This window comes from Bacteroides cellulolyticus, from assembly GCF_025567135.1.
GTDB lineage: Bacteria > Bacteroidota > Bacteroidia > Bacteroidales > Bacteroidaceae > Phocaeicola > Phocaeicola cellulolyticus.
In genome coordinates, this window is sequence record NZ_JAOQJJ010000011.1 from 39,690 (window position 1) to 55,155 (window position 15,466).

The 15,466-nt window shown below is 34.1% G+C and carries 19 protein-coding genes; 4 read left to right on the forward strand and 15 right to left on the reverse strand.

Translation table 11 applies throughout. From position 1 onward, the window contains the following. Window positions 1-147: 147 nt before the first annotated feature. From OCV82_RS10455 to prmA, 15 genes are all read right to left on the reverse strand, one after another. Window positions 148-525: a hypothetical protein gene (locus OCV82_RS10455; protein ID WP_154044331.1), complete on the reverse strand. Its 378-nt coding sequence runs from the start codon at window positions 523-525 to the stop codon at window positions 148-150. After that, complete coding sequence (locus OCV82_RS10460; protein ID WP_154044332.1) at window positions 522-1,076, reverse strand: hypothetical protein; 555 nt, start codon at window positions 1,074-1,076, stop codon at window positions 522-524. Before OCV82_RS10460 ends, OCV82_RS10455 begins: the two co-directional genes overlap by 4 nt. Window positions 1,077-1,191: 115 nt before the next feature. Then, window positions 1,192-2,283, reverse strand: coding sequence for a hypothetical protein (locus tag OCV82_RS10465; protein WP_154044333.1), 1,092 nt, complete (start codon window positions 2,281-2,283; stop codon window positions 1,192-1,194). Window positions 2,284-2,293: 10 nt separating this feature from the next. After that, window positions 2,294-3,040, reverse strand: coding sequence for a DUF6175 family protein (locus tag OCV82_RS10470; RefSeq protein ID WP_154044334.1), 747 nt, complete (start codon window positions 3,038-3,040; stop codon window positions 2,294-2,296). After that, the gene (locus tag OCV82_RS10475) at window positions 3,037-3,288 is read right to left on the reverse strand and encodes a hypothetical protein (RefSeq protein WP_154044335.1); all 252 of its coding nucleotides are present in this window, start codon (window positions 3,286-3,288) and stop codon (window positions 3,037-3,039) included. The genes OCV82_RS10470 and OCV82_RS10475 overlap by 4 nt, the downstream gene beginning before the upstream one ends. Window positions 3,289-3,293: 5 nt before the next feature. After that, window positions 3,294-3,908, reverse strand: a complete 615-nt coding sequence (locus OCV82_RS10480; RefSeq protein ID WP_154044336.1) for a DUF4230 domain-containing protein — start codon at window positions 3,906-3,908, stop codon at window positions 3,294-3,296. Between the two features lie 10 nt (window positions 3,909-3,918). After that, window positions 3,919-4,473: a DUF4230 domain-containing protein gene (locus tag OCV82_RS10485; protein ID WP_154044337.1), complete on the reverse strand. Its 555-nt coding sequence runs from the start codon at window positions 4,471-4,473 to the stop codon at window positions 3,919-3,921. Between the two features lie 238 nt (window positions 4,474-4,711). Beyond that, window positions 4,712-5,860, reverse strand: coding sequence for an EcsC family protein (locus OCV82_RS10490; protein ID WP_154044338.1), 1,149 nt, complete (start codon window positions 5,858-5,860; stop codon window positions 4,712-4,714). Window positions 5,861-6,000: 140 nt separating this feature from the next. After that, window positions 6,001-6,156, reverse strand: a complete 156-nt coding sequence (locus OCV82_RS10495) for a hypothetical protein (RefSeq protein WP_258321474.1) — start codon at window positions 6,154-6,156, stop codon at window positions 6,001-6,003. A gap of 81 nt (window positions 6,157-6,237) precedes the next feature. After that, the gene (locus tag OCV82_RS10500) at window positions 6,238-7,992 is read right to left on the reverse strand and encodes a KAP family P-loop NTPase fold protein (protein ID WP_154044339.1); all 1,755 of its coding nucleotides are present in this window, start codon (window positions 7,990-7,992) and stop codon (window positions 6,238-6,240) included. Window positions 7,993-8,050: 58 nt separating this feature from the next. Continuing rightward, a complete protein-coding gene (locus OCV82_RS10505) occupies window positions 8,051-8,293 on the reverse strand; it encodes a hypothetical protein (protein ID WP_154044340.1) in 243 nt (80 codons plus the stop codon). 72 nt (window positions 8,294-8,365) lie between these two features. Continuing rightward, window positions 8,366-8,677 carry a hypothetical protein gene (locus tag OCV82_RS10510; RefSeq protein ID WP_154044341.1) on the reverse strand — a complete coding sequence of 104 codons (312 nt, stop codon included), beginning with the start codon at window positions 8,675-8,677 and terminating at the stop codon, window positions 8,366-8,368. A gap of 54 nt (window positions 8,678-8,731) precedes the next feature. Then, on the reverse strand, window positions 8,732-9,394 hold the full coding sequence (locus tag OCV82_RS10515) for a hypothetical protein (RefSeq protein WP_154044342.1): 663 nt from the start codon (window positions 9,392-9,394) through the stop codon (window positions 8,732-8,734). 1 nt (window position 9,395) lies between these two features. Then, entirely contained in the window at window positions 9,396-9,758 is a 363-nt protein-coding gene (locus OCV82_RS10520; protein WP_154044343.1) for a hypothetical protein, read from the reverse strand. 768 nt (window positions 9,759-10,526) lie between these two features. Next, window positions 10,527-11,372 carry a 50S ribosomal protein L11 methyltransferase gene (prmA, locus tag OCV82_RS10525; protein WP_154044344.1) on the reverse strand — a complete coding sequence of 282 codons (846 nt, stop codon included), beginning with the start codon at window positions 11,370-11,372 and terminating at the stop codon, window positions 10,527-10,529. A 171-nt stretch (window positions 11,373-11,543) separates the two neighbouring features. Between prmA and OCV82_RS10530 the strand changes: the two genes are divergently transcribed. From OCV82_RS10530 to OCV82_RS10545, 4 genes are all read left to right on the forward strand, one after another. Next, complete coding sequence (locus tag OCV82_RS10530; protein WP_154044345.1) at window positions 11,544-11,765, forward strand: hypothetical protein; 222 nt, start codon at window positions 11,544-11,546, stop codon at window positions 11,763-11,765. Next, window positions 11,762-12,178 carry a putative toxin-antitoxin system toxin component, PIN family gene (locus OCV82_RS10535; RefSeq protein WP_154044346.1) on the forward strand — a complete coding sequence of 139 codons (417 nt, stop codon included), beginning with the start codon at window positions 11,762-11,764 and terminating at the stop codon, window positions 12,176-12,178. Before OCV82_RS10530 ends, OCV82_RS10535 begins: the two co-directional genes overlap by 4 nt. A gap of 212 nt (window positions 12,179-12,390) precedes the next feature. Then, complete coding sequence (locus tag OCV82_RS10540) at window positions 12,391-13,674, forward strand: hypothetical protein (RefSeq protein WP_154044347.1); 1,284 nt, start codon at window positions 12,391-12,393, stop codon at window positions 13,672-13,674. 35 nt (window positions 13,675-13,709) lie between these two features. Further along, on the forward strand, window positions 13,710-15,341 hold the full coding sequence (locus OCV82_RS10545; RefSeq protein WP_154044348.1) for a hypothetical protein: 1,632 nt from the start codon (window positions 13,710-13,712) through the stop codon (window positions 15,339-15,341). Window positions 15,342-15,466: the final 125 nt, after the last annotated feature.

Consider the following 15,466-nt stretch of genomic DNA (forward strand, 5'->3'; position numbering starts at 1 on the left):
GATGCCATTCGTTATGCGTCTTCTTATTATGGGTAAAGGTTTGCAATATTCTTGCAAAAGTTTTGCAAAGCTTTTTTAATCCTTTCTCTAATAGTTTTTAAACGGTATTTAAATGATGTTTAATCAGTGTTTAATGTTGTATCTATTCTATTCTTTTATGAATACAGAAAGTACAAACATGCATATACTTGGAATAGTAAGCACTAAAGTAAAAAAGCTGGCTATAGCAATGCCAAATGAGTGTTTTATTCTTTTCTGCATAAGATCTACTTTGCTTGACCTGTACTTGTCACTTCTTGATAAAACTTCATCAAAGTTCTTGTAAGCAAATATACCTATTGGTATAGACATTATTATTGCTATAATGCATGTAGCAATGAAAATAACTTTTCCTAAAAGATTTATATCTTCACCATTATCAGATATTGTGTAACCACAATATTTTAATGCAAAATATCCTAAAAATATTGATAAGGTAAGGAATGCGTATATGCCATTGGCAAGAATGTAGAGTAATGTTTTCATTTTAGTCTGAATTCTTTACATATTTTGTTAGCATCATCGTAATTATATATTACATCGTCACCATCGTAAGATGTAGAAGGTAGTAGTAGAGCAACTAAAGTTTTCTTGAACTTCGGGCTTAATTCTGCTCCTTGATAGTCTAAATGTATCAATAGCTTTTTTATGGCATTATTATTCTTGCTATGTATTTCATTTATTTCGTCGGTTGCCCAATGACACATGATTGATGAATATCCAGTACCAGCCCAATATCTTGGAGATGCATTATTTATTAGAGGATAATTAATAAGCGACATAGCTTTTATTACATCTTCTTCCCCTCCATTACTATAAATATAGATTAAGTTCTCCAATACAGAGTTTGCGTAATAACCTTCATCTTTTAGTCTGTCTTTGGAAATGTTTAAAGCAAAAATGAAATCTTTGTTCTTTATCATGTAGTCGATTTCAGCAATAGGCACATAGTCAATATTCATACCTTCCTCGTTCATAATCTTATATGCCGTTTCAAAATCGTTTTCATTTACATATTCCATTAATCTTTTTTCCAAAGAATCGTATTTTTCTCTTTCTTCTTTTCTTCTGTTACTATCAACACAGTCATAAATTATGGCAACGACTAGGAAAATAAAGAAAGCAATCAGACACCCAATTTTATTCATGATTTTATTCCTTTCCAAAATAGAATAATTTACCTAACCAGCTCATTTTCTCGTAGTTTACATCTTTCTTGTATTTTTCTAACAAAGTAGTCTGTCCTTCTATTGCTACTTTTGTTGACATTTCTGTTTTATACATATCCAATTCATACTGTCTGTCGAGCTGTTTCATTGTTGAATCCCATTCCCTCATGTCCTGCTCATGTTTTAGCTTAGCTTCCGGATTAAGGCTTTTTATATATTCAGAGTATATTTTGTCGGCTTCTTTTTTGGCCTTCGAATCCGATGGTATATTCCTGTATATAGCCATAGCTTTTTCAGAAAATCCTCCAATATTATCTCTTTCTGTTCCTAATGTCGCTTTAAAGTCATTCAGCATTATATCGGAGTTATTTTCCATATATTTTTCTATAGCATCAAACCTCATTTTAGAAGATTTCCTATATAGTTCCTGACATTCATTTGGTATTGAATTTAATATAGCTAATGCTTCTTCATATTTATGATTATTAATGTATCCGACAGCTTCATTCAGTAACAATTCTCCATTAGTATTATAATAATTGATGATTTTTTGTTCAGTTCCGCTAATGAGATTTGTTATATCTGTATCATTTGTAGAGATAGAAGAAATGGCATTTATAGTAGCCAATTCCTTTGAATCGCCCACTCCAATAAGCGTTTTGTTTATTGAATTGAATATTTCTCCTGTCAGAATATTTCCAATATAGATTATTACACTGTAATTAATTTTATGTTTCTGGGGTATGGTAGAGGTTATATCATAGCTGGTTTCTGTCAAAGTCGGAGCAACTATGATTTGTGGATTAACGCCTTGTGATGCTATACCATTATGTGTTATAATATTTATAATCTTTGATTTCAGTAATTCTGCACTTTCTGATGGCAGATTGTTTTGTACAATAACGCTTAGTGCAATATTGCCATTAATTGGAGATACAGTTTTAGTGATATTGGATATTTTATTAGTTACAACAGTTTCTTGTGTAGTCGGATTGAATGTCGGCTTATTGTTCTTTTTATTTTCCGAACATGCTCCACATAAAACTATACCAAACAATAGGATAATCTTTTTCATATACAAGTGATTAATTTATGATTACTAATGCATTACCTAATCCCTGAGAATTGTTGCTTGACTGTAATGAGAATGTTTTGAAGAATTCTTTTCTGAACTTTCCTGCAAACTCGTATGCATTAAACTGAGTTCCATCATCCATTACATTTGATATTCTTACATTGGTAAATGCCATTTCTTTTTTTGTATTTGATACCATATTTGCGCTGCCATTTTTAGCATTTGTTATTACCCAGCGGCGAATCCAGTCAGAGTATGTATCTCCTTCATTATTATACATGTCCGATAAATTGATTGGGCAGTCATTGCTAAGGGTAACTCTAAATGAGATTTCTCTACCATTAGCTACGATATCAGTGAAATAGTTTCTTAGCTGAGGCTCAAGTGTTTCCAAATCCTTTGTAATTCCTTTTTCCAAGTATTCATCTAAACTCATATCAAGATTATTTTTATTTGATACGGCAATGACTTTATCGGAATATACATCTATGGCTGACAATGCTATATTGATATACGATTTTCTTGAAGTCCTTCCTGTTATAACATTTTCTTGGTAGTCAAGTTCCAGTATTATATCGGGTAAAACTGTATTGATTAGAAGTGTTTTAGCGTCCTTAGCAATATTATCGGCTTCATCTAGAATCTGTTTATTGTTAATGGATTTAAGTGATTGTTCCAGGTCATTAAGAGGATATCCTATATGTATAAAATACTTTTGTATGGCAGAAACGATACTATTTGATTTCTCACTTTTCACGATGAAGCCATATATATATCCCTTATAATTGTTTCCTTTCCATTGAATGTTTTTATTGCCAGACATTTTTCATCCTTTAACATCCTGTCGCTCGGAATAATCATCAATTTAGGTTTTGCCTGATTGATAACGTTAACAGTGTTGTCATTATTCTCAGTGATATTGATGTCAGTAATATTTTTTTTCTTGTTTCTCTGTCCGCACGAAACAAAACTTAGAGTCAATAATATATAGTAAAGGTATTTCATTTTTTCTAAAAAGGTGCTGTTATACTATCAATGCAAATATAAACGTAATTAAAACCCATAGATTTGAACAGATTTCCAAGTTTAAGCATACCTGTCTTCTCAGCTTTTTCAAGAATTCCAAAATTTAATGCGTCTTGTAATATCCTATCCTTTGCTTTTTCTGTAAGTTTAACTACTTTTTCATGAGACCATGTTCCGTTCTCAACATAAATCTCATAATCTGTAGGATTAAGAATTACATCAAAGACCACAGCTTTAGGCAAGGTAATAGATATAGAATCTTCATTTACAACCAAATCATTACTGTCTAGTTCTGCCAGATTAAATCCAGCTTTGACTTTACCATTTGCTATAATTACAATTTCATCCTTGAAATCAGTATTAAACAAGTCTCCTATATACGATTTATTGAACTCACTGCTCTTAAAGTCTTTTATAACAAGTTCTTCATAATAACAAGTACTATAAAATTCGCCTATTCTCTTAACATCTTCCACCACATTGGCGGTCTTGTCAATTTTTAATTCACTATTGCCGAACAGACCCAATTTATATGCTCCAAAAGCAGCTACTCCAAGTATCGCAACCAGAACCAGAATCTTTATTACATATTTTATCATAACTATTTAATTATTCGAAGTTAACAATAATAGATTTGAATCCCATTTGAGACATCATTGCTTTAAAGAAATCGGAAACATTGTTTTCTGCTTCCTTCAGTATACCGATATTCTCTATATCAGAAATGATATCTTGTTGTCCTTGTCTAAGAAGCATAGTTCTTTCTTCTGCAGTGAACCCACTTCTCAACAACGAGACCTGGTCATATACCAGTTCTGTTTCATCTGTCGGCATATCAATGGATAAAAGCTTGGCATGTGGAAGTATAATAACAACCTCTTTTTTGGATTGGTCAATTTTGAAATTCTCAATGCCAAGCCCCTCAAGGTCTATACCAGCCTTAAGATATGCAGTGCAATTGAACAAAATCTTTCTATCTCCGATTTTATACCATTCGCCTATATCATTGGCTTTTATAACTTTCTTCACTGTATATTCCACAGAACCTAACTCCGATAGTTCTGTAACCTTTTGTATTTTGCTTTCTATCTGCTTGTTTATGTCATTGCATGAAAACATAAACAAACATGAAAACAATACTAAAACTGATTTGTAATTTTTCATATTGATGTAATTCCTTTTAAATTGAAAATGCAACAGTATTGAATATTTGTAAATTATTGATTTATATCTCTTTAAGAATCATATAACCTAATATTTCCCTCAGTCTTGAGTTCAAGATATTCTGAACGCGTATTACCTGATCTTTGATTTTTAATAATAAAAATAGATGATTATATTTAATCCATTTTTGTCTTTTTATTTAAAAATATATTTTGAGAATAAGAAACTTGAATAACTTCTATTTGCATAAATCTTCAATCTGTTCAGGAGTAAATCCCAATCCTTTGCCGACCATTTTTAAATATACCAGTTCAGAATTTTCTGTTTTTCCATCTTGTATAATAAGTTTTGATAGTAATGACATCATAGTCATAGATAGTACAATATCTTCTTTAAACAACTCATAATTTATATTTTGGGTTTTGGGATGTTGTATCATTTTATACAATCCATCTCTATTCTTATCAGAGATATTTAAAGTGTTAGTTAAATTGTATAAGAATTCAGCTTCGCTTTCACTGTATTCTCCATCAACTAATGCCATATTGATCAGTATCTTCACCTTTTCCTGTTCAATAAGTTCCTGCTTCTCAAAATCTATAATTTCATTTAGAAAAAGTGCTTTTGCCGCTTTTGCTATGGCATATGTAGAAAGAGCATCAACACTCGCACCGATAACACCTCCTAATATAGGTATCATTCTATTTATATTTACAAGTCCTGTCTGCCCGAACTTAGTAAACAGTCTGAAACCTACAGCTTTGTTTATTTGTGTCAGTACTGTACCTGGAAGTTTTTTTAAAGCAGCAGTGGTAAATTTAATAGTAAATTGCGATGTTGTCTTTGACAATACATTTCCAGCTTGAGAGCCTAATAGACAAAGATACATACCTGTTTTCTTTTCTTCTGATTCTTCGTGATATCCGCCAAGTTCTGCTATAGCTCCAATCATGCGCAATTGAATAGCCATTACTCCAGCTATATTTGCGGGCAATGTAAGTGGCATAGTTGCTAATCCTCCCAAACTACTTACAAATCCAGTTGAAGCTGCTGCTGTTATTTGCCATCTGACCATAGAGTCAACAGCTTTTATCACACTTCCACCCTCCTTGTCAAGATATTTCTTTGCCATTTCTGATGAAGTTCCCAAACCTGGTATGTCACTATTTGCTTTAGTGTAAGCCCAGTCCAGAACTTGCAGCATTTTATTAGATTTATCTTCTTTAACCTCTTCACTTAAAATTTCTTCGACTTCAGCTTCAATCCCATTTTTCTCTTTATTACTTAATTTCTCCTTAAATAAGGTAATACAATCTGTAGTCTTCTTTACTGCTTCGCCTATCTGTTCTCTACTGTTAAGTAAATTTTTAATTCTCAATAATGTCATAATATAAAATCTTGGTAAATTTATAATATCACACGGAATTCTGATTCAGAACCATTTTCAACAACATTTATTTTATTTACCTTACAAAGGCTAAATATTGCAGAATCATCTTCAACGCCGGATTTACGCATTGCATTAATTTATTTCTTAAAAATGAATTTAAGAATTGCTCCTCCTATTTTCCTCTCCAATCCCTGTTTTGTAGTTGGTATTCCCGTCTTTCTTGCTACTTTATGCTTTAATGCAGTAATTCCAATAGCTCTTTTGAGTGAGAAAGATACTCCTGGTATTTTCATAATGTGATAAATTATGTTATTTATTTTAATATCGTGAGGAAAATATTTTTTAGTAAGTACTTTCCTCACTTTAATACATTATTACGCTTGTGTTACAGGATAGCCTAATTGTTTGTTTACTATTTCTAAAAAGATAGAAAATTCAGCTGGCTTTCCTTGTGAAGTAGTTGGCCAGTTTGAACATATAATAATAGGTTCATCTGCAGTTTCTATAAAGTCTGAATCTGTTGCATTCTTCTTTATGAAGTTCAGTTTTCCTGCGGCTTGCTTTTCTATATATGTGTCTTTTCCCATGAAAACAGTTTCCATATTTTTCTTTATAGGAAAGGCCGCCTGTAACATCGCTTTTGTTGTTCCAGGATGATCTTTTATATATTTTCTTATTACGTCACGGACCAACTCTACCTTAACACTATATTCTTTTCCATCAAATTTGTAGTTGTTTGTATCTCTATTAAACACATGTACCTTTTTAGGTGTATCAAATGCCTTAAGGTTTGTAACAGCTGAAAGTTCGATTGTATCTTCTATAACCTTGCCAATACTGTTGTCATCTTTTATCATCTCAGCTATTTTATTGAGCATTTGTGACACTTGAAACACGCGATTGCTCAAATGGGTTTCTTTTTGACACATACGGAAAACAATTTTCTCCCATTCTTCATCAAATTCTTCTGCAGCATCCAAACTTATCTTTTCTTCTGGTGTCAACGAACGTAATTTAAGCTTTGCTGCAATTGTCTCATTCCATTGTTTAAAATCTGGTTCCTCTGCTAACTGGTTGTAGATATATGGATAAGCAATCTGCATGCATACAAGCCCGAAATTTATTACTTTATATTTATTGGCTATGTCCTCTGCTCCTGTTTTCGATATACCTGTGTTTATTATTGATATCAATGACAGCGTATTTGTCAATCTTTTCAAGGAGCGTGGATTTGTACCAACTGATAGTCTTGCTAGTTCAGAAACAGATTCTTGAATAGCATTATCTTTCATTTCCTCTTCTGTGAAGAAGTTTATTTTTGATAATGCGTCAACTAAAAAAGCATCAATGTTATAATTAGCTACAGGCATTGAGAATGGCAACTGTATAATTTTGTCGAAAAAAGATCTGAACTCACGTTCATTCTTGTCTGTAAGCTCACCAAACTTAGGTTTTAGGCCTTTTATCACTACATCATAATCAATGGCTAAAATAAATATGCAATGTTCAAGATCGAATATGTTTTTCAATAACTCGAGAATTTCAACTGCAACTGGCGGATCAATTCTATCAAGGTCATCTATAAAGAAAGTAAAACCTGTTCTTGTCGAATCATTCTTGAGTGATTCTTCCACTAATTTTGAGATTTCTTCTTTCAACTGTAAAATATCACTTTGACCATTATCTGAACCAAATAAATCGTCAATAGCTTCTCCGTCAACTCCTACAGTACTAATAGCTACCTTAGTTCCTACCGAAGCTATCTTTTTAAAAAGTCCACCAATCTTTTTTTTACTCTCTTCCCATTTATGTGCCGGATTAAGTGCACCGATTTGATTAATAATACCATCAAGTATTGATATTATAGCTTGAGCAGGAGTTTTCATAAGTGAATACTGCCATGTATTAATCCATATTGGAAAGAACTGCGCATTATCGATATCACACAGATTCCAGCGAAGAAGATTCATAAGAGACGTTTTACCGGAACCCCATTCACCCTGCAAAGCTATTGTAATAGGTGTATCAGTAAGCTTAATGTATTGTATTAATGCGTCCTGATAGATTTTTATTCCAAAAAGGTCTTCCTGATCATGACGCCTAGGAACGTCTATTATACTTGATTTCATTTCTTATTCTATTTAATAAAGATTGATGTAGTTTGATGTTTTATTTAAAGTGCTATGGTTATTTAGACCTTTTAAGTGATTCTTTCGCACTTTCAATCTGCCTTTTAAGCTCTTCCACTCTTCTGTCATGAGAGGCGGCTTTATCTATTTTATATTTTTTATAACTTGCTTTAGATAATGGAGAAGAAGTATTTTTTATCATTCTTGTATAATATTCATTATCTTTCTTCTTTGCCTCCTTCTCCTTAGTTATACTTGCTCGCAGATCTATAATTTTCTTTTTATAATATTCTTTGCTCATAGTATTGTTTATAATGACATGGTAAACGTACTTACCATGTCATATTTTTAGATTTATTATCAGACAACAGTTTTATTTTCCTGCAGCGGCAAGTGTCAAATCGTTGTCTACAAGCTTTTTGTCTTCAGGATCTGAAACTTGAACACCTATACCATACATTTCACCTATTTTCTTTTCAAAGTTTCCAACTCTTAAATTCCCACCAACTGTCAATGAGCCACCTTTTGCGTCAGCTTTCCTTATTGAAGCCAAAGTAGCTTTATCATCTGCAAATGTTTTACAAGATGTTGTTGTGTAAACTCTTAATGAAGCTCCAAAACATTTTTTAAAATTCTCTTTCAAGCCTTTTACTGTCATACGACCATCTAAACTAAATTCTGCCATAATTATAACTTTTTAAATTACTACCAGTTACTAATAACAATTATTTACATCATACTAAATTTCAACTATGCAATAATGGAATTTAATTTCTTTTATTTCCTTAATATGCCAATTGATACAATATTCTTTATTAAGTTCAAAACATTTATATTGTTTTGCACAAGTTGTTTCTGAATTTAACCATTGCTTTTTTGTACTATGAAATCCTTCATTCATATTAAAATGAAAACAATTGGACGTTAACGAGCTTTCTTTTGTATAAGAATCATCATTTGTTAAAAATACAGCAATAGCATTTTTAATGTTATTAAACCTTTCACATACCTGTTCCAATCGCTTAATATCTTTCCAAAAACTATATCTACCAATATCTTGTGCGCTCTGATTTTTTATAACAGTTACATTTTGTTGAAGCATTTCCCCAAAACGTTCTATTTTACTCTCAACCTTCTTAGTTTTATACTTAATTTCTACAGGTAAATATTCACAATCTTTCTTTACAACGATATCTAATCGTAATTCACTTTCCCAAACATAATCATTAAGTTCATTATGTGGTACGTAATACTCTACATCGACATCATCATAGTTGCTAGTTGATTCTTTTAACCACAAAGCAAGATGCATTTGAAAGTCTCTTTCATTAAAAAGAATTTCATTATTTTGTTTTAAAAAACTGTGAATATCTTTTTTGACTACTGACAATAAACTTTCCATACTAATATTCACCTCTTGCTGCCTGCCCTATTGTTATTTCATTTGGAACAAATTTAGAACCAGCAGGATCCTTTATCTGTACTTTTAATCCAAAATTCTTATTAAAGAGTTCTTCTACTTCACCCACTTTCATACTAGCCTTTATTTTCATTCCATCAGCAGAACTCTTTACTTCTTTAGTAGTCTTTTGATTTAAAGCAGCCAATGTTAATTCTCCATCAGCTATTTTCATGCCTTTGTAGAAAACCAAAGTTAAACCAAACGATTTCTTGAAATCAGATGAGATTGTTTTTAATTTTTTCTGAGGAGCTACAGTAAATTCGGCATTCTTGAAATTGTCTAATAAATTATTTATTATGCCCATAACAATATATTTAAGTTATACCTACTCTAGTAAGGGATTTTCAGCTTATTCCCCCTATAAGCCTCCGAATTCAGATTTTAAGATTATATACAAAGAAAGGCGTGAGGCTTGTCCTGCAGTCCATTATAACTAGGTATCGCCAAACACCCAACAGAAATGAACAAAGACAATTTACCCACGCCTGAATGTAGTATCGACCGATATGGAGACACCATACCGGATACATATACAAACAGAAAATGAGCGTAATATTGTCCTTTATCCTTCTGTTTTTAGAAATTGGCGATTTCAGTTATAGGATAAAAGCAAAAAACGCTTTCTTTACGTCCAACCATTTCTCCGGTCGAACATTGCAAATATAACGTTTTTTGTTAATATTACGCTCTGTTGGTATTTATTTTTTCAAAAATATGATTAATTCATGTATTGTGTACAGTCCAAATTAGTCCATTTATTTATTAGTGAACGTTTACTGAACGCTCAGTGAACGTGTGCTGAACAATGAAAAAACGCATAATGATGAAGGAGGGAATACTTTCATTGTGCGTTTTCTGATATTACAAATTGTTCTTAAAAAAAGTTTTTTAATATTCTAATGGTCTTCGAATGACATTCTAACGCTATTCGAACACTATTTAAACGCTATTTAAGCAGTATTTAAATGCTATTTAATAACATAAGAAGAACCTCTATTTCTTATAAAGTATCAGTCCGGAAAATGTTCGCTGAGCGTCCATTCACCGTTCACTGCCCGTTCGGTAGAAATTATCATTCCATTATAAGCTTCACTGCAGCCCAGTTGTTTTTCTCGCGGTAATGTACAAACTTGAGTCCGAGGCTTTCCCCTTTGCTACGGATGGCATCTATATCCTGTACATAGAATCCGCTCATGTATATTTCCGAGCCTTTGTGCATACATGCTGTATAGGCAGCCATATCGTTCAGGAGGATATTTCTGTTGATATTTGCTATTATTACATCGAATGGCTTGCGTCCTTCGAGAAGTGATGCGTCGCCTAATTCCACTGTAATATTGTTGATGTTGTTGAGTGCTATATTATCGCGCGAATTGTTTACACACCAGTCGTCGATGTCAATAGCTGTTACCGGGTCCGCGCCTCTCATGCTTGCCAGAATAGCCAGGATGGAAGTTCCGCATCCCATGTCGAGTACAGATTTGCCTTTCAGGTCGGCATCAAGCAGTTCGCCAAGTATAGAGCTTGTAGTTTCGTGATGTCCTGTTCCGAAAGCCATCTGCGGATTAATGACAATGTCATATTCAGCCTTTGGATAATCCTTGTGGAATGTGCTGTGTATCACACATCTGTCTTCTATTACTATAGGTTGGAAGAAGTTCTTTTCCCATTCTTCATTCCAGTCCTTGTCTTCAGGTTCTGTGATGGTGTATGTTATCTTTGTATCCGGAATAGGGAAGTCTGCTATTATGTTTTTGAGTGCTTCTTCGTCGAAAAGTGACTGTTGTATATAGGCTTGCATGCCTCCTTCGCATTCTACAAAACTTTCAAAACCTGCTTCAGCCGTAAGTGCGGAAAGGATGTCTGTAATAGTTTCATTACATGGATTAGCGGAAAATGTAACTTCAAAGTATTTCATATGTGGATATTTTTGTTTAATTTATGACGCAAAGATAATAAAAGAATGAATGGCATAATAATGTTGTTTACCTTTGTTTATCTTGATATTGTGAAATAATAAATTTAAATATACTATATTTCAGATTAATTGTTTATCTTCGCATAAATGAACTGTTAAAATGTCATATATATGGAAAGAACTGTATTTAATAAAGCTCAACTTGAGATGCTTGAAATTATGGCAAATGTGCGTTCGGAAAAGGAGTTGGATGAACTTAAGCATGTGATATCTGAGTATTATGCTAAGCGTGCAGATGAAGAAATGGAAAAATTATGGGAATCTGGTCAATGGAATGAACAGACATTAAAGGATTTAAGTAATGCTCATTATCGTACACCATATAAGCAATGAACAGGTTAATTGTATTGGATACCAATTGTTTGGTACAAATGTTGTCTATTCATAGTCCGTATCGTTCTGCATGGCAGGCTTTTCGAGATGGAAAGTATATTTTATGTGTTACAAATGAAATTTTGGAAGAGTATCAAGAGATTATATGTAGAGTAGCGAATGAAGCTGTAGCTCATAATATTGTAAATGCGATAGCCCGTAGTCCTTATACTCGTTTTTTTACGCCTCATTTTCGTTTTCGTCTTATAGAACAAGATCCTGATGATAATAAATTTGTTGATTGTGCGATAGTGTCGGGTGCTGATTATATAGTAAGTGAGGATGCTCATTTTCGCGCTCTGGATACAATTCCTTTTCCTAAAGTTTTTGTCGTAAGATTGGAAAAATTTGTAGCAGAAATAGCCAATTACTAAAGGATTTTTCTATCTATGATTCTATATCGTCTTATCATATTATTATTGTGATATGGTAGGACTATATTTTTATTGTATAAACTCAAATTAGGGAAATCCCTATGATATATTAGGGAATTTCTATACATAGTATGATATTACCATATTATATTTGTACGTGAATAAAAGTATGATGTATTAAACCTATAAACTAAATAAATAAAGATATGAAGATGAGAAGAAAAGTACTGGCTTCCATGCTGTTTGCTTTCCTGCCGTGGTTGGCAATGGCGCAGAGTACTGACGACCTTTATTTTATCCCAAAGAAGGAGAAAAAGACCGAGGTGAGTCAGAAGGTTGGAGTAGTACCTAAGGAAGTCTCAAACAAAACGGTGAACGAACTGCCGTCGAATACGGCTATAGTTGTGAAAGATGTGAAGGGGAATGTGCGTGATGTTGACGAATATAACCGCCGATATACATCGCGTGACAATACTTTTACATACGATAATGATACTCTATATATTGAGGAAAAACCATATAATGAACGTGGTGAGTGGGTAAACGGTTTCCAGGGTTCGGACATGGACTATGAATATGCAATGAGAATTGTACGTTTCCGTAATCCGAGATATGCCATACCTATAAGTAGTCCTCTTTATTGGGATGTGGTTTATGGAGCTTTCCCTTCATGGGACTGGAATGTTTATGACGATGGCATGTATGCTTATATCTTCCCTACATATACCAATCGTTTGTGGTGGGACTGGAGATGGTCATACGGTTTCTATGGTCCAGGATGGGGATTTGGCTTTGGATGGCATTCCCCATGGTACTCTCCTTGGTATTATGGTGGATGGTATTCACCATGGTATGCAGGTTATTGGGGTGGCTACTGGGGTGGTTACTGGGGACCTGGATGGTATCATCACCATCATTATCCATATTATGGATGGAACAGCGGATGGTATCGCTCAGGACATACTGACTACAGACCAGGCAGGTACCAGTCATATAACAGAGGTAGTTCTATTGTCGGTTCAGGATCGTCATATACCAGACGTCCACAGTCTTCTTCGTCTGCAATAACAACAAACAGAGCCAATACGGCTGCCAGACGTTCGTCTATAGGTAGAGTGGTGACTGGAAGTAATACAAGAGGTGAGGCTACTCAGTCTGTAAGACCGGGCAGAACTGCTATAAGGAATCAGGGTGTAACGACTGGAACAAGTACAGGTACACGTGTAAATTCAAGCAATACATACACTCGTCCTAATACCGGAACTTATACACGACGCAGTGCTACTAATATAGACAGAACAGGCTCTAACTATAATCGTCCTAGCAGTACACGACGCAGCTCGAACTATTATAATAACAGCAATACGCGAAGCACATATCAGCGTTCAAACACAGGTTCGTCCGGTAGCAGTTTCAATAGAAGCAGCAGTAGTTATAGCAGATCATCTGGAGGCTCTGTTACACGTTCAAGTGGTGGCAGCAGTCGTCGCAGATAATTATAATAAGTTGTTTCCTATAAATTTTCAACACAATGAAAAGACTAAATATTTTTGCTGTATTGACAATGTCAGCATCGGCATTGTTTGCACAAACACAATATGATGCAGCCCGTATCACCGGTACTGAGCTTAACGGAACAGCGCGTTTTGTTGGTATGGGTGGTGCAATGGGAGCTTTGGGAGCCGACATATCTGTCATAGGAACAAATCCGGCAGGTATAGCGTTGTTCAGAAGTCATAATGTCTCAACTTCGTTCGGCTTTAACAAGAATATGACAAGCAGCACATTTAATGGCACCAAAGTGAATGACAGCCGTACTAAAGCTTCATTCGATCAGATAGGTTTTGTATATTCAAATAAGATTGGTAACAAGACTAATTTGAGATATCTAAACTTTGGATTCAATTATCATAAGGCTGCAAACTTTAACAGGCAATTTACTTCGAAGGGCGCTTTGAATGGTTCTTCTTTAAGTTGGCAGATGACTGACATGATGATTGGTGCAGGATACGGATCGCAGGAAAGCTATGATAATGTTCTCGATGCTGACAATCCATATACATCTGAATATTTTTATGGAACACCATTTCTTGGTGCAATGGGAGCCAGAACAGGACTTGTTGATGGCGGAACAGATGAGCAGGGATTCTATATGATGGGATGGAACGGCGATATGGGTGAATACTATAGCCGTGAAGAAGGTGGTATCAACCAGTATGATTTCAATATGTCGTTCAATGTTCAGGACCGTTATTATTTTGGTGTGACATTGGGAGTGTATGATGTAAATTATAAACGTTATTCTTCATATTCTGAAACTCTTCTTGATGATAATGGAGCGGATAACGGAAATTTTACATTGAACAATTGGTTTAGTACTCAAGGAACAGGTTATGACCTGAAGTTCGGTTTTATCGCGCGTCCGTTTGAATATTCTCCTTTCAGAATAGGTTTTGCAGTACATACACCTGTTTGGTATATGTTGACAGACAGATATACATCAACATTAAGTACGGATATATTTGCAATGTCTGAACCTTATACTGAAAACCTTTCAGACTATCTGAATCCGGATTATGTGTGGGATTACCGTATGCGTACGCCGTGGAAATTTAATGTGAACATGGGTACTACATTCAGTGGTGTATTGGCTGTAGGAGCAGAATATGAATATTCTGACTATTCGTATATAAATTACAAGGATTATAACGGATATGATCTTTCCAGTTCAAATATTGCTACAGATAAGTATCTTAAAGGAGTACATACATTGAAACTCGGTATGGAAGCCATGCTTACACCGTCGTTCAGTTTCCGTGCCGGATATAACTATGTTACTTCAGCATTCAAAGAAGGTTCTGTACGTTATGTGCCAAATGTAGAAACAATGAACGATAAATATATCTGGTTTGACGAAACACGTACCGATCCGGAATATCATAATATCAAGGCACGTAATACTATAACCTTGGGACTTGGCTACAGTGGCAGGATTGTGTATGCGGATGTGGCTTATAAGTACGATTTCTATAAATCAGATTTCTATATGTTCGACGATTATAAGTTTGCAGGCGATGGAGTTACTGTTGTTGACAGAAACAATTCTGCGTTGGTCGATCATAACCGTCATCAGGTATTATTTACTGTAGGTTGCAGATTCTAATCATTTTCATCTTTCATATACAATATCTTTTGTTTCATCCGGCTTGACGTTATGTCAGGTCGGATGATTTTTTGTATATACGGAGATAAATGTTACATTTGCGATTGTATATAAGTTTTGTATTC

Bases quoted from the DNA above. Each gene is read 5' to 3' on its own strand.
- OCV82_RS10455 (WP_154044331.1), bottom strand. From the start codon at position 525: ATGAAAACATTACTCTACATTCTTGCCAATGGCATATACGCATTCCTT.
- OCV82_RS10465 (WP_154044333.1), bottom strand. From the start codon at position 2,283: ATGAAAAAGATTATCCTATTGTTTGGTATAGTTTTATGTGGAGCATGT.
- OCV82_RS10475 (WP_154044335.1), bottom strand. From the start codon at position 3,288: ATGAAATACCTTTACTATATATTATTGACTCTAAGTTTTGTTTCGTGC.
- OCV82_RS10480 (WP_154044336.1), bottom strand. From the start codon at position 3,908: ATGATAAAATATGTAATAAAGATTCTGGTTCTGGTTGCGATACTTGGA.
- OCV82_RS10485 (WP_154044337.1), bottom strand. From the start codon at position 4,473: ATGAAAAATTACAAATCAGTTTTAGTATTGTTTTCATGTTTGTTTATG.
- OCV82_RS10490 (WP_154044338.1), bottom strand. From the start codon at position 5,860: ATGACATTATTGAGAATTAAAAATTTACTTAACAGTAGAGAACAGATA.
- OCV82_RS10495 (WP_258321474.1), bottom strand. From the start codon at position 6,156: ATGAAAATACCAGGAGTATCTTTCTCACTCAAAAGAGCTATTGGAATT.
- OCV82_RS10500 (WP_154044339.1), bottom strand. From the start codon at position 7,992: ATGAAATCAAGTATAATAGACGTTCCTAGGCGTCATGATCAGGAAGAC.
- OCV82_RS10505 (WP_154044340.1), bottom strand. From the start codon at position 8,293: ATGAGCAAAGAATATTATAAAAAGAAAATTATAGATCTGCGAGCAAGT.
- OCV82_RS10510 (WP_154044341.1), bottom strand. From the start codon at position 8,677: ATGGCAGAATTTAGTTTAGATGGTCGTATGACAGTAAAAGGCTTGAAA.
- OCV82_RS10515 (WP_154044342.1), bottom strand. From the start codon at position 9,394: ATGGAAAGTTTATTGTCAGTAGTCAAAAAAGATATTCACAGTTTTTTA.
- OCV82_RS10520 (WP_154044343.1), bottom strand. From the start codon at position 9,758: ATGGGCATAATAAATAATTTATTAGACAATTTCAAGAATGCCGAATTT.
- prmA (WP_154044344.1), bottom strand. From the start codon at position 11,372: ATGAAATACTTTGAAGTTACATTTTCCGCTAATCCATGTAATGAAACT.
- OCV82_RS10530 (WP_154044345.1), top strand. From the start codon at position 11,544: ATGGAAAGAACTGTATTTAATAAAGCTCAACTTGAGATGCTTGAAATT.
- OCV82_RS10535 (WP_154044346.1), top strand. From the start codon at position 11,762: ATGAACAGGTTAATTGTATTGGATACCAATTGTTTGGTACAAATGTTG.
- OCV82_RS10540 (WP_154044347.1), top strand. From the start codon at position 12,391: ATGAGAAGAAAAGTACTGGCTTCCATGCTGTTTGCTTTCCTGCCGTGG.
- OCV82_RS10545 (WP_154044348.1), top strand. From the start codon at position 13,710: ATGAAAAGACTAAATATTTTTGCTGTATTGACAATGTCAGCATCGGCA.